Source organism: Rhizobium sp. 32-5/1, from assembly GCF_029537235.1.
In the GTDB taxonomy this organism is placed as follows: Bacteria; Pseudomonadota; Alphaproteobacteria; order Rhizobiales; family Rhizobiaceae; genus Pararhizobium.
Genome location: NZ_CP120638.1, coordinates 431,350 through 444,715, shown reverse-complemented (window position 1 = coordinate 444,715; position 13,366 = coordinate 431,350). Strand labels below are relative to the sequence as shown.

The following is a 13,366-nucleotide window of genomic DNA, read 5'->3' as shown; positions in this document are numbered from 1 at the left end:
AGCAAAAAGAATGGACGTTTTACCCGAGCGAGCGACCGGTGTTTGTCTTAGTGGATTGGCGCAAGAGCAGCCGTTCCGATTCCCCATTAATAGCGGATTTTTGCACCACTAATATGGCCTTCAGCTTTAAGCTCGTTGGCATTACCATTGTAAAACAGGTCTTTCAGTAAAACCGCCTTCGATGAGCACAAAAGGCGAAACCGACCAACCATTTCCCCACCCCTTCCAATCCCCCGCATTTCCCAGTATACCGCGCACCGCACATGGCCGCCTTGCGGTCTTCCGTACCCACACCACCCGCATTCGTTGGCGGGACTGGATAGGAGATTTTTTATGTCTGCACCTGTTTCCCTCACATTTCCCGATGGTTCGGTTCGCGAGTATGCCGCGGGCACGACGGGTCGTGATGTGGCCGAGATCGATTTCGAAGTCGCTGGCGAAGAAGGCCGTGGCCATAACGCTCGACGGCGAACTGCGCGACCTGTCGGATCCGGTGGTGAGCGGCAAGCTCGAGATCGTGACGCGCAGTGATGCACGCGCGCTGGAGCTCATCCGCCACGATGCCGCGCATGTGATGGCGGAAGCAGTGCAGGAGCTTTGGCCGGGCACGCAGGTGACGATCGGGCCTGTCATCGAGAACGGGTTTTACTACGACTTCGCCAAGGCCGAGCCGTTCACGCCCGACGATCTGCCGAAGATCGAGAAGCGGATGAAGGAAATCATCCAGCGCAACAAGCCGTTCACCAAGGAAATCTGGCCGCGCAACAAGGCGCGTCAGGTTTTTGCGGACAAGGGCGAGGCCTACAAGGTCGAGCTGGTCGATGCGATCCCGGAAGATCAGGACCTGAAGATCTATTATCAGGGCGACTGGTTCGACCTCTGCCGCGGCCCGCATATGGCCTCCACCGGCCAGATCGGCACGGCCTTCAAGCTGATGAAGGTGGCCGGCGCCTATTGGCGTGGCGACAGTAACAATCCGATGCTGACGCGCATCTATGGCACGGCCTTTGCCGAGCAGGCCGATCTCGACGCCTATCTGCACATTCTGGCCGAAGCCGAAAAGCGCGATCACCGCAAGCTCGGCCGCGAAATGGACCTGTTCCATTTCCAGGAGGAGGGCCCGGGCGTCGTCTTCTGGCACGGCAAGGGCTGGCGCGTCTTCCAGACGCTGGTCGCCTATATGCGCCGGAGGCTGGCCGGCACCTATCAGGAAGTGAATGCGCCGCAGGTGCTCGACAAGGGCTTGTGGGAAACCTCGGGACACTGGGGCTGGTACCGCGACAACATGTTCAAGGTGACGGTTGCCGGCGACGAGACGGACGACGAGCGCGTCTTTGCGCTGAAACCCATGAACTGCCCCGGCCACGTGCAGATCTTCAAGCATGGCCTGAAGAGCTACCGCGAACTGCCGATACGGCTTGCCGAATTCGGCAATGTCCACCGTTATGAGCCATCGGGCGCGCTGCACGGGCTGATGCGCGTGCGCGGCTTCACGCAGGACGATGCCCATGTGTTCTGCACCGACGACCAGATGGCGGCGGAATGCCTTCGCATCAACGACCTGATCCTCTCGGTCTACGAGGATTTCGGCTTCCAGGAAATCACCGTCAAGCTCTCGACGCGGCCGGAAAAGCGGGTCGGCGACGACAAGCTTTGGGATCGCGCCGAAAGCGTGATGTCCGACGTGTTGAAGACGATCGAGGAGCAGGCCGGCGGGCGCATCAAGACCGGGATTCTGCCGGGCGAGGGCGCGTTCTACGGGCCGAAATTCGAATATACGCTGAAGGACGCCATCGGCCGCGAATGGCAGTGCGGCACGACGCAGGTCGACTTCAACTTGCCGGAGCGCTTTGGCGCCTTCTACATCAACCAGGCCTCGGAAAAGCAGCAGCCTGTGATGATCCACCGCGCCATCTGCGGTTCGATGGAGCGTTTCCTCGGCATCCTGATCGAGAACTTTGCCGGCCATCTGCCGCTGTGGATCTCGCCGCTGCAGGTCGTCGTCGCGACGATCACCTCGGAGGCCGACGACTACGGCCGCGAGGTTGCCGAACTGCTGCGTGATGCCGGCCTCGAAGTGGAGACCGACTTCCGCAACGAGAAGATCAACTACAAGGTGCGCGAGCATTCGGTGACCAAGGTGCCTGTGATCATCGTCTGCGGCATGCGCGAGGCCGAGGAGCGGACGGTCAATATCCGCAGGCTCGGTAGCCAGGCGCAGACGCCGATGTCGCTGGATGAGGCGATCGCGACCCTGACGCTGGAGGCAACGCCGCCGGATCTGGTTCGCAAGGCGGAACGGAAGAAGGCAAGGGGCTGATTGCAGGCGTGCACAGTGACTGTCAGAAAACTGTCATGGTAGCGGACTATTCCGGGTGTTTGGCCGGAGTGGTCCGAGGTCTCTCGAAACGGGGAATGTCGTGCAGTTCAAAGAGCTGTCTTACGCGAATGAGAACGACCGGCGCCTGAAGCGCTGGTTCATCCGCTCCATGGAGGGCCTTGCCGGGCGCGACCGCTACGCCAAGCTCTATCATCGCTGGCGCCACGATATCGTCGGCAAGAACGAGCGGATCTTCGGGCAGATGCTCGACCTCATCGACGTGCGCATGCGCGTTCAGGGCGAGTGGCCGCCGCGTAACCTGCCGGATACGCCCGTCGTCATCGTCGCCAACCATCCCTTCGGCATCGGCGACGGGATTGCCGTTCTGGCGCTTGCCGAACAGCTCGGCCGCCCCTTCCGGGTGCTGATCAACAACGAACTAATGAAGGTGCCGGAAATGGCGCCGTATTCTCTGCCGATTTCCTTCGAGGAAACCAAGGAGGCGTTGGCGCTGAACATGGCGACCCGCCATGAGGCGCTGCGGCTGCTCAAGGAAGGCGTAACCGTCATCGTCTTTCCGGCCGGTGGCGTCGCCACCGCGCGAAAAGGGTTTGGCCGCGCCGAAGACCTGCCGTGGAAGATGTTTCCGGCAAAGCTTATCCAGTCCGCCAAGGCAAGCGTGATCCCGATCTATTTCGAGGGCCAGAACGGGCGGCTGTTTCATCTCGCCAGCAAGGTCTCGCTGACGCTGCGCATCTCGCTGCTGATCCGCGAATTCCGTCGCCTGTCGGGCAAGACGATCTCGTCGCGCATCGGCCGGCTGATTGCCTGGGACGAACTCAGCGCGCTGCCGGATCGCAAGGATATCCTGACCTATCTCTATGATGCGGTCTTTGCGATGGCGCCGCCCAAGAAGCGGTTCCTCAAGCGGGCCGCGTAGTCCTATTCGAGCCACTCATTGTTGAATGTCAGGCTAGCCACCGAGATTGCCCGTCCCGTATCGTCGCGCACGGTAATCGAGACGATGGCGCGTGCCTGGTAGGGGATCTCGTCGCTGGCGACTTCAAGGAGAATTCGGCTCACCTCCATGGCAACGCTTTGCCTCGATGAGAGCTGGATGCCGGTGTCGTCCCGGATTGGCCCGTCGCCATTGTGAAGATCGAAAAAATAGCGCCGCATTTCATGATTTCCTGTGTCAGGAAACGGAACCGTCCAGCCATGGAATTGTTCCAGAAACGCGCGAAATTTCACGTCGGACGTGTCAATGTTAAATGTGCGGATTTTTTCATGCGGTAGGCGAGGGCAAGCTTATCCATGGACCTGTGAACATTGATCGAGATCGCTTCTTCTCAATCTTGAAAGTCATGATGTCGTTACTGACAAAGAGCGCGCGCTGCTGGGGAACCTGGTGTGGCGCGAACGGCGCTTTCTCGTGGACGAGGATATCGTCGCCGAAGGCTCGCGGCCGAGCTACAGCACGCTGCTGGTCGACGGTTTTGCAGCACGCTATAAATTCATGGCTGACGGCGCGCGGCAGATCACCGCCCTGCATGTCGCCGGTGACTTCGTTGATCTTCACGCCTTCCTCCTGAAAACCATGGATCACGGCATCGTCGCCATGTCGCCATGCCATGTCGCCTTCCTCGATCACAGCGATCTGAAGAACATCTCCGAGACCCAGCCGCACCTCAGCCGGCTTTTGTGGCTCGACACCCTGGTGGATGGTGCGGTGCATCGCGAGTGGATCGTCGCCATGGGCCGCCGCTCGAAAAAATCGCACTTGGCGCATCTCATCTGCGAACTGTATGTGCGGCTTCAGGTCGTGCGCAGAACGACGGGATTCCGCTTCCATTTTCCGCTGACGCAGCTTGAACTCGCCGACGTTCTTGGAATTTCCGTCGTACACCTGAACAAGACATTGCAGGTCTTGCGAAAAGAGGAGCTTTTCACCTGGATCAATCAGGTGATCACCATTCTCGACTGGACGCGGCTACAGGAGCTGGCGCAGTTCGATCCCACCTATCTCAGCCTGAACGTCGAGGCGCGCTGAGGCTGAAAAACGGTCGATGAAACCACGTCATTCGCCCAGGCATGGTATCAAGCGGTCCGAGCGTGCAGTTTCGCGCACGAGCAGGTGCTGAATCAGGTGCGCGAATTTTCCGGCATGAAGGTGCTCAGAAACAACTCAGTCCTGCGCGTCGGTTGATGCCGGCGTGACGCTGGCCTTGTCGGCATCCTTCAAGAGTACCTCGACGTCGGTATTGACCCCTGCGACGACCTTGAAGTCGCGCTGGAAGATTTTTTCCTTGTTTCGCGCAATGGCCGTATACCCGCCCTCGGCAAGCACGAGCGTCGGAAAGGCGCCGACGCTTTCGCTGACCACGTCGCCCGACGACGTGAGGATAGACCAGGCCGTATCGGCGATTGCCTCTCCGCCGGTCTCGGAAACCAGCTTCAGCGTCAGCTTCGCTGCCCGGTGCTGGATCGTCGCTTCCGTCAGCTTGCCGGCTTCCACCTGTATATCAGCGCGAATGACGGCATTGACAGTGCCGTAGTCGGAAACGACATGATAGGTGCCGGTATTCAGGCGAGTAACCGTATTGGGCTTGACGTCGGCGACGACTAGCGCGCGCTCGCCGTCTTCCTTGACGTCGGCGGAATAGATCGAAAAACTCAGTTCATCCGGAGGGATGCGCATGTCGTTGCCCGAGATCGCATTCAGCATCATGCCCCCGCATCAAGCACGAGCATCTGGTTCTCGGCGGTGCCGCTTTCAGGTATGCGAATCTTGCGCGTGGCACCGGCTCTACCGAACGAGACATTGACGAAATAATCACCGGGGATCAGCTGGAACGCAGCAGAGCCGCCTTCGGAGGTGGCAAGCAGCGGAAGCTTGCCGTCCGAGCCCGGTATCGGGCTGAACACCCGCCATGTCAGACCCTGCTCGACCGGCTTGCCTTTCTCCGTCAAAAGCGCCTGCAGGGTGATATCCCTAGCCGTTACGCCGTTCTCCGATTGCGTGAGCAACGGATTGAAACTGTTGAGCTTGGGCATCTTGCCGGTGGCCGAGATCGAGGAAAGCTCTGGAAGGGATCGGCCGCGTCCTGGGCGGTCGCGACAACCGGCCCGGCAACCGCGGCGAAAATCACAACGATGGATCCGAAAATATGTCCGGCGGGGATGCGCATGAGCGTGGTTGACTTCCTGACGATGTGGCTCCACTTGAAGCGCCTGTATGGCAATTTCGTGGCTGCCGCCTGGGTCGCAAACTAGTGGAAATAATTCGTGATGAAAACCGAAATCAATCTGCGTGATTATCTGGCGACGCGTCGCTCCATTCCTGCATTCCAGATGGGTGAGCCGGGGCCGGATAAGTCCACTGTCGAAGCCATGCTGACACTCGCCTCGCGTGTCCCCGATCACGGCAAGCTGGCACCCTGGCGCTTCATCGTCTATCGCGGTGACGAGCGCGCCCGGATCAGTGCGGCGCTTGCCAAAATGGCATTGGCGGCAAAGCCGGATCTTTCGGACGAGATGATCAAGGTCGAAAACACGCGACTGACGCGGGCGCCGGTCGTGGTCGCGGTTGTCAGCACGGCAGCGCCGCATTTCAAGGTGCCGGAGTGGGAGCAGATCATGTCGGCGGGGGCGGTCTGCCTCAATCTGGTGATGGCAGCGAACGCGCATGGTTTCTCGTCCAACTGGCTGACCGAATGGTATGCCTTCGACGAAAAGGCCTATGCGCTGCTTGGCATTGCGCCGGGCGAAAAGGTCGCCGGCTTCATTCACATCGGTACGGCGCAGGTGCCGCCGACGGAACGGCCCCGGCCGGCCCTGTCCGACATCGTCACCTGGGTCGGCGGGCAGGATTAGAGATCGGCCAAAATGTTCTATTCAACTGACACCAATGCACACGGCCTGAGCCATGATCCGTTCAAGGCTATCGTCTCACCGCGCCCGATCGGCTGGATCGGGACGCAGGCCGGTGACGGCAGCCACAATCTCGCGCCCTATTCATTTTTCAACGCCATTTGCGACGTGCCGAAGCTGGTGATGTTCTCGTCCGGCGGCCGTAAGGATTCAGTCCGCAACATCGAGGAAACAGGCGAATTCACCGCAAGTTTCGTCGGCCGCGCCCTGAGCGAGGCGATGAACACCACCTCCGCGATGGTGCCGCATGGCGAAAGCGAGTTCGACCTTGCCGGCTTGACACCGGTCGTTGGGCAGCTTGTCGCCGCTCCCTATGTCGGCGAGGCCTTCGCGGCGCTCGAATGCCGGGTGACGGAAAGCTTTCGGCCCAAGGGGCTCGATGGCGAGATGTCGAACAACTACGTGGTGATCGGCCAGGTGGTCGGCATCCACATCCGCGAGGAAGCAATCCGCGACGGCCGCTTCGATGCCGGCCTGGTGCGGCCCATCGGCCGGATGGGTTATATGGATTATTGCGATGCCGGCGATGTCTTCGAGATGATGCGGCCGAAACGCTAGACCACGGTGACGTGCTTCGAAACTGCCGCCATATATGCGCTGCTGCGGACGATGATGTTGTCGAAGCCATTTGCCTTGCTTTCTGCCTGCGCGGTCAGAATATCGACAGGCCCGCTCTTCAGCGGTGGAATTTCGTAGCAACGCACCTGTGCCTCGGTTGCCTTCAGCAAGCAGATGGCGCGCGCGAAAGACAGGGGCGCTGAATGGGGGTGGGTGTCGGGATTGCTCCCTGTCCGTTCGGCAAACGCCAGCCCGTTGAGAACCAGGCCGCGCAATCTTGCGGATTTTCCAGCGAGGCTATGGGGCGAGAGAAAAATTCCGCTTCGGCGCCGCATTCGGCCAGAATTTTCGTGCTGCCGGCCGGCAGGTCTGCCTTTGCTTCGGAGACGCCGAGCAGCACGTCGAGTTTCTGGATGTCGGCAGCATTTCGGCATCCGGAAAGAAGGATTGCATCGGGATGCCCGCCTTCGAGCGTGGCGAGATCGTCTTCCGCAACTCCGTTCTTGAAACCGCCGATCCGCACCATAACCGGAAAGGTCTCGGAAGCCTTCCGGTGTTTTTGCAAAACCACCAATAAAGCTTTGACGGGGTCCGGCGATGCCGCTGCACGGCCGTCCGGATGGAGGTCAAGGATCAACGGCATGTCCGCGTAGTCACCGCGCATCGCCGCTGGCCAGTCGGCGGGGGCAAGCAGCAAAAGGGGTGTGGCGATATCCAGCGGGTTAACGGACATGGTGAACCAATCTTAAACTTTTATCCGTTAGCGTGTCCTGCAACATCATGTGCAGTGTTGGTGTAGTGAGGCGTCCGTGATCATACAAGCATTTCTTCGCTGGGTGGAAACCGCAAAGACGGGTGACCGTATCCGCGCAGCCAGCGCTCTTGGACGGGCCTATGTCAAGGACGAGATGCACACGCTGGACCGCCACGCCGCCGAAATGGCGATGACGTTCCTGCTCGATGACCCGTCTCCGAAAGTCCGCCTTTCGCTTGCGGAAGCGATCGGTGCCTGTTCCGTCGTGCCGCGGTCCATCATCCTGCCGCTGGCGGAAGATCAGCCCGAAATCGCCTATGCCGTCATTTCCTGTTCGCCTGTACTCACCGATGCCGATCTGGTTGACCTTGCAGCCAGAGGCAGCCACGAAACCCGCGCTGTGATTGCCGCAAGGCAGGGTATGTCGCGGCCCGTTGCTGCCGCCATTGCCGAAATCGGCGGCGAGGAAGAGGTTTTGATTCTGCTCGAAAACGAGCAGGCGCAGTTCTCCCGCCGGACGCTGAAGCGTCTCAGCGAACGCCTGGGGCATCTCTGGTCGATCCGAAACAACCTGCTCGACCGGCCCGATCTGCCGGCTGATGCGCGCCACACGCTGGTCGAGAAGGTCGGCAATGCGCTGGCCGGTTTCAGCCTGGTGCAGGCCGCGATCGGCGATCGTCGCGTCGAGCGTATCACCCGCGAGGCCTGCGATCGCGCCGCCGTCAGCATGGCGGGCAGCGCAAGTGCCGAGGAAGTGCCGGCGCTGGTCGAACATTTGCGGGCTTCGGCGCGACTGACACCGGCTTTCCTGATGCACGCGCTCTGCTCCGGCAAGATCGATTTCTTCGCCGCCTCCATCGTCAACCTGTCCGGCGTGCCGGAAAAGCGGGTTCGCGCGATCCTTGCGGACGGCCGTATTCCGGCAATCCGCGCTCTGCTCGAAAGCGCCGGTCTCGGCCGTGACGTCAGCAATCTGTTTGCCGATGCCATGCTGATGTGGCGCAAGGAAAACCGGTCCGGGTCGGCGATCGTCGCCGCCTCGATTTCGGCCATGCTGCTGCAGAAACTGCAGACCACGAGCACGGCGGGCGATCTTTCCGGCGGCATTGCCGACCTGGTCGAGAAACTGACGATTGCAGAACAGCGCCAGACGGCGCGGGACTATGCCCTGACGGCAGCACGCGAAGCGGCCTGACGGTTTCGGGTCAATCTGGCCGTGTTGCGACTGCGACGACACGCATCAGCGCTTTGACGCGATCTTCCAGTTTCCCAAGGCCGCTATCGGCCTTCTTTATCCCATCGGCACAGGCATAGAGCAGGTCGGCAAGGGCGGCAACGGAAAGCCCTATGGCATCGAGCGACAATTCACCCCGTTCGGCCGCCAGTGTGACATCGCTTTCCAGCAACGCTTTCAGGCGCGCCGACGTCGCGGCTGTAATATCCGGGGCAAGGCGCATATTGGCCTCGAACAGTTCTTCTCCATGAGTGCTGGCCTTGACCGGCGCCATCAACGCCAGGGTGAAGCGCATCAGCGCCGCCTCCATACGGTCGGCAAAGGGCAGGGGCGAGCGGAAGGCGTCCTCGGCTTCCTGCAGCGCGCCGGCATGATGCCATTGCATCAACGAGTGGAACAGATCTTCCTTGTTGCGGAAATGCAGATAAAGCGCTCCGCGCGACATCATCGCTGCATCCGCAATGTCTTGCATTGATGTCTTCTTGAAGCCGTAGCGGATGAAGACATCGCTGGCAGCGGCGACAATCTGTTGCTTCTTTTCGTCCATGGCTTGAATTGACAGTTTGGATGAAAAATGTCAATTTGACATTATGAACGGAAAACGTCAGTTTGTAATATGGAGTGGTCTATGATCGAAACGATGGAAACACGCAACCTGGTGGTCGTGACCGGCATTGGCGGATTTCTCGGACGGCACGTCGCCGCCAGCCTGTTGCGACAGGGTTTTGACGTGCGCGGTACCGTGCGATCGCTGAAGAACGCTGCGGAGATCGAAGCGGAATCCGCAGCGCAGAAGGGGCTGGAGACGGGGAATTGACGTTCGTCGCTGCCGACCTCCTGTCCGATGCCGGCTGGGACGCGGCGATGGTGGGCGCGGATTATGTCATGCACGTCGCATCGCCTTTTCCCAATTCTGTGCCGAAGGACGAAAACGAGTTGATCAAGCCGGCGCGGGACGGCGCGTTGCGCGTGCTGAAGGCCGCCAAACGCGCTGGTGTTCGCCGCGTCGTTCTGACGTCGTCGATCGCCGCCATCAATTACGGTGCGGGCAGGGCACCGTTCACGGAAGCTGACTGGACGGATGTCAATGGTCCGTTGTCGACGCCCTACTACAAATCCAAGACGATTGCCGAGCGTGCCGCCTGGGAATTTGCCAAGGCGGAGGGGGTGGAGCTTGCGGTCGTCAATCCGGGCATGATTCTCGGACCCGTCTTAGGCGGTGATCCAGGCACGTCCGTCGGCCTGATCCGCGGCATGATGAAGGGCAAATATCCGGCCTTGCCGGATTTCCGCGTGGCCATCGTCGATGCACGCGACGTGGCCGACGCCCATGTTCAGGCGATGATCGTGCCGGACGCGGCCGGTGAGCGCTTCATTGCCGCCGGAAAGGCGATGTCTTTAAAGGACATCGTCACCGTGTTGAAAACCACCCATTCGGCGTATGCGAAGAAGATGCCGAAATTTGTGCTGCCCAACTGGATGGCGCGACTGGCGGCGCTATTCGATCCCGGTGTCAAGCTGATCCTCAAGGAACTCGGACGGGATGCGACGGTATCGAACGAGAAGGCGCGGCGTATTCTCGGCTGGCAACCGCGCAGTGAGGACGAAGCCATCCGCGCCAGTGCCCAGAGCCTGATCGACGCCGGACGCGTCTGATTCTGTACCTTATTCCCTGGTGAACTTGCGTGCGACCCAGGAATAACCGTCCTCGACATAATGCACCGGCTTGGTCACGGCATTGCGCAATTGTTCCGCATCGGGAAGGGCGCCAGTGATAAATGCCAGCGCCCGGCGCGGCAGGTTGGGTTTCGCCTCGGTTTCCGGCGCGGTTGGCACGGGCTCGGGCTGCTGATCGAGCAGTGCCGGGTTTAACTGTGGCAAGGGCGCAGGATCGGCCATCGTCGTCATGTCATTGCTCGCTGTTTCGCAGACCGCGACGATGACAGGGTAGTTGTGATCGTTGGAGAATTTCGGCAACTGCTTTTGCGATTCATTGTCGCAAAGGGCAACGGTCTGCCACGACCCTTCCACCGTCGAGATGTAATGGCACTGCGTCGCGCTGTCATCGCAGCCGAGGATGGTCATAACAATCAGGGCAGCTTTCATGAAGCGTCAGTCTTTCGTTTGTGTCGAGATCTTTATCTGTCGGTATTCTTATAGATCGTCTTTTGTTCCGGAAATAAGGCGAAACCGGCGACCGCAAAAACGAATTGTTTCGGAATGTTGCGTCTGACGATCTGGCATCGGCCCTTCAAGGTGGCGAACCGCACTTGAATCGATACTTTAAGGGGCCATGAAAGCTGTTTCCGCTCAGTCACTTGGAGCGGAAACATGAATCAATTCAACAGCCTGTTGAATCGGTTTGTGAGGGCAACGCTCAGATGTCGAGATTGTCGGCGAAGACGGCGCGTTCCTGGATGAAGCGGAAGCGGGCATCGGCCTTGGTGCCCATCAGATTGTCCACAGCCTCGCGCGTTCCCTCAAAATCGATGTCGTCGATGGCGACCTTGAGCAGGGTGCGCTTGCCCGGATCCATCGTGGTTTCCTTGAGCTGCGCCGGCATCATTTCGCCCAGACCCTTGAAGCGGCCGATCTCGACCTTGCCGCGCCCGCTGAACTCCGTCTCCATCAGTTCCATGCGGTGGGCATCGTCGCGGGCGTAAAGCGTCTTTGCGCCTTGCGTAAGCCGATAGAGCGGCGGCACGGCGAGATAGAGATGGCCGCCGCGAATGAGCTCCGGCATTTCCTGGTAGAAGAAGGTGATCAGCAGGGATGCAATATGGGCGCCATCGACGTCGGCATCGGTCATGACGATGACCCGGCCGTAGCGCAGGTCCTCTTCGCGATACTTCGAGCGCGTGCCGCAGCCGAGCGCCTGGATGAGATCGCCGATCTGCTGGTTGGCCGTCAGCTTGTCGCGGCCGGCGCTGGCGACGTTGAGGATCTTGCCGCGCAGCGGCAGGATCGCTTGGTTGGAGCGGTTGCGCGCCTGCTTGGCCGAGCCGCCGGCCGAATCGCCTTCGACGATGAACAGTTCGGCGCCCTCGGCCGAGTTCTGCGAGCAGTCGGCCAGCTTGCCCGGCAGGCGCAGCTTGCGCACGGCCGACTTGCGGTTGACTTCCTTTTCCTTGCGCCGGCGCACGCGCTCGTCGGCGCGCTCGATCACCCACTCAAGCAGCTTGGCGGCTTCCTGGGGATTGTCGGCGAGGAAATGGTCGAAAGGATCGCGGATGGCGTTCTCGACAATACGTTGGGCCTCGACGGTCGCCAGCTTATCCTTCGTCTGGCCGACGAATTCCGGCTCGCGGATGAACACCGACAGCATGCCGGCCGCGGAAATCATCACGTCTTCCGTGGTGACGATGGCGGCACGCTTGTTCTGCGTCAGTTCGGCATAGGATTTGAGGCCCTTGGTCAGCGCGATGCGGAAGCCTGCCTCGTGCGTGCCGCCTTCCGGTGTGGGAATCGTGTTGCAATAGGAGTGCAGCACGGCATCACCGCCATACCAGGTCACGGCCCATTCCATGGCGCCATGGCCGCCGGTCTTTTCGGTCTTGCCGGCAAAGATTTCGCGGGTCACCGTGAATTCCTTGCCCATGGTGGCCTGCAGATAATCCTTCAGGCCGCCGGGGAAATGGAACACCGCCTTTTCCGGTGTGTCTGTTCCCTCTGTGAGAGCAGGATCGCAGGACCAGCGGATTTCGACACCGCCGAAGAGATAGGCTTTCGAGCGGGCCATGCGGAACAGCCGCGCCGGTTCGAACTTCGCATGCGCCCCGAAGATCTCAGGATCCGGATGGAATCGCACACGCGTGCCGCGCCGGTTCTGGACGTCACCCAGTTCTTCGAGCCCGCCCTGCGGCACGCCGCGCGAAAACCGCTGGCGGTAGAGCTTGCGATTGCGCGCGACCTCGACCTCCAGAACGTCGGACAGGGCGTTGACGACGGAGACGCCGACGCCGTGCAGGCCGCCTGATGTTTCGTAGACCTTGCTGTCGAACTTGCCGCCGGCATGCAGGATCGTCATGATCACTTCGAGCGTCGACTTGCCCGGAAATTTCGGATGGTTCTCGACCGGGATACCGCGGCCATTGTCGGTGACTGTCAGGAAGCCTTCGGCATCGAGATTGACCTCGATGAAATTGGCGTGGCCGGCAACCGCTTCGTCCATCGAGTTGTCGATGACTTCGGCAAACAGGTGGTGCAGCGCCTTCTCGTCAGTGCCGCCGATATACATGCCGGGACGACGCCGAACGGGTTCGAGGCCCTCAAGCACTTCGATCGCCGATGCGTTGTAGTCGCCATTGTCGCTTTTCAGAGGTGAGGCCGCCCCCAGCCGTCCTTCCGCTTGCGCGACGGGCGCTGTTGCGGCAGGCTTCGGCACCGGAGGTGCAGCCGCAGCGACTGGCTTCGGCGGGGTGGGCAGGGCTGAAAAGAGATCTTTGCTGTCGTCCATGGGGCTTTCAGATGTCTTCCCGTGATGAATGGGTCGTTCCGCACCGGAACTGTCGACGCATTCCGTGAATTGTCATTGGCGTTTGCATAACCTCACTGTTGCGTTGCGGAAGCG

The 13,366-nt window shown here is 60.4% G+C and carries 13 protein-coding genes and 2 pseudogenes; 8 read left to right on the top strand and 7 right to left on the bottom strand.

Going from position 1 to position 13,366, the window contains the following annotated elements:
- The first annotated feature begins 333 nt into the window (after window positions 1–333).
- Window positions 334–2,320 (top strand): annotated as a pseudogene (gene thrS / locus P6U16_RS02255) (threonine--tRNA ligase).
- A 100-nt stretch (window positions 2,321–2,420) separates the two neighbouring features.
- Entirely contained in the window at window positions 2,421–3,260 is an 840-nt protein-coding gene (locus P6U16_RS02250) for a lysophospholipid acyltransferase family protein (RefSeq protein ID WP_277702463.1), read from the top strand.
- Between the two features lie 2 nt (window positions 3,261–3,262).
- Here P6U16_RS02250 and P6U16_RS02245 read toward each other — a convergent pair whose 3' ends face one another.
- Window positions 3,263–3,499 carry a hypothetical protein gene (locus tag P6U16_RS02245; RefSeq protein ID WP_277702462.1) on the bottom strand — a complete coding sequence of 79 codons (237 nt, stop codon included), beginning with the start codon at window positions 3,497–3,499 and terminating at the stop codon, window positions 3,263–3,265.
- Between the two features lie 214 nt (window positions 3,500–3,713).
- Here P6U16_RS02245 and P6U16_RS02240 point away from each other — a divergent pair, with 214 nt between their 5' ends.
- A complete protein-coding gene (locus P6U16_RS02240; RefSeq protein WP_277703980.1) occupies window positions 3,714–4,370 on the top strand; it encodes a Crp/Fnr family transcriptional regulator in 657 nt (218 codons plus the stop codon).
- Between the two features lie 135 nt (window positions 4,371–4,505).
- Here P6U16_RS02240 and P6U16_RS02235 read toward each other — a convergent pair.
- Window positions 4,506–5,508: pseudogene (locus tag P6U16_RS02235) on the bottom strand (hypothetical protein).
- A gap of 100 nt (window positions 5,509–5,608) precedes the next feature.
- Here P6U16_RS02235 and P6U16_RS02230 point away from each other — a divergent pair.
- Window positions 5,609–6,193, top strand: coding sequence for a nitroreductase (locus P6U16_RS02230; protein ID WP_277703979.1), 585 nt, complete (start codon window positions 5,609–5,611; stop codon window positions 6,191–6,193).
- 12 nt (window positions 6,194–6,205) lie between these two features.
- On the top strand, window positions 6,206–6,808 hold the full coding sequence (locus P6U16_RS02225) for a flavin reductase family protein (protein WP_277702461.1): 603 nt from the start codon (window positions 6,206–6,208) through the stop codon (window positions 6,806–6,808).
- On the opposite strand, the gene P6U16_RS02220 is transcribed toward P6U16_RS02225, so the two are convergent.
- Window positions 6,805–6,978 (bottom strand): hypothetical protein, encoded by a 174-nt coding sequence (locus tag P6U16_RS02220; protein ID WP_277702460.1) that lies wholly within the window; start codon window positions 6,976–6,978, stop codon window positions 6,805–6,807. The two genes, P6U16_RS02225 and P6U16_RS02220, sit on opposite strands and share 4 nt — an antisense overlap.
- Entirely contained in the window at window positions 6,972–7,541 is a 570-nt protein-coding gene (locus P6U16_RS02215) for a hypothetical protein (protein ID WP_277702459.1), read from the bottom strand. The genes P6U16_RS02220 and P6U16_RS02215 overlap by 7 nt, the downstream gene beginning before the upstream one ends.
- 76 nt (window positions 7,542–7,617) lie before the next feature.
- Here P6U16_RS02215 and P6U16_RS02210 point away from each other — a divergent pair, with 76 nt between their 5' ends.
- Window positions 7,618–8,757 (top strand): DUF2336 domain-containing protein, encoded by a 1,140-nt coding sequence (locus P6U16_RS02210; protein ID WP_277702458.1) that lies wholly within the window; start codon window positions 7,618–7,620, stop codon window positions 8,755–8,757.
- 10 nt (window positions 8,758–8,767) lie between these two features.
- Here the strand turns inward: P6U16_RS02210 and P6U16_RS02205 are convergent, their stop codons facing one another.
- Window positions 8,768–9,343 carry a TetR/AcrR family transcriptional regulator gene (locus P6U16_RS02205; protein WP_277702457.1) on the bottom strand — a complete coding sequence of 192 codons (576 nt, stop codon included), beginning with the start codon at window positions 9,341–9,343 and terminating at the stop codon, window positions 8,768–8,770.
- A gap of 81 nt (window positions 9,344–9,424) precedes the next feature.
- Here P6U16_RS02205 and P6U16_RS02200 point away from each other — a divergent pair, with 81 nt between their 5' ends.
- Window positions 9,425–9,613: an NAD-dependent epimerase/dehydratase family protein gene (locus P6U16_RS02200; RefSeq protein WP_277702456.1), complete on the top strand. Its 189-nt coding sequence runs from the start codon at window positions 9,425–9,427 to the stop codon at window positions 9,611–9,613.
- Window positions 9,610–10,452 (top strand): NAD-dependent epimerase/dehydratase family protein, encoded by an 843-nt coding sequence (locus P6U16_RS02195; RefSeq protein ID WP_277702455.1) that lies wholly within the window; start codon window positions 9,610–9,612, stop codon window positions 10,450–10,452. Before P6U16_RS02200 ends, P6U16_RS02195 begins: the two co-directional genes overlap by 4 nt.
- 9 nt (window positions 10,453–10,461) lie before the next feature.
- Here the strand turns inward: P6U16_RS02195 and P6U16_RS02190 are convergent, their stop codons facing one another.
- Both P6U16_RS02190 and parE read right to left on the bottom strand, forming a co-directional pair.
- Complete coding sequence (locus P6U16_RS02190) at window positions 10,462–10,902, bottom strand: hypothetical protein (RefSeq protein WP_277702454.1); 441 nt, start codon at window positions 10,900–10,902, stop codon at window positions 10,462–10,464.
- Between the two features lie 271 nt (window positions 10,903–11,173).
- On the bottom strand, window positions 11,174–13,252 hold the full coding sequence (parE, locus tag P6U16_RS02185; RefSeq protein WP_277702453.1) for a DNA topoisomerase IV subunit B: 2,079 nt from the start codon (window positions 13,250–13,252) through the stop codon (window positions 11,174–11,176).
- Window positions 13,253–13,366 lie beyond the last annotated feature (114 nt).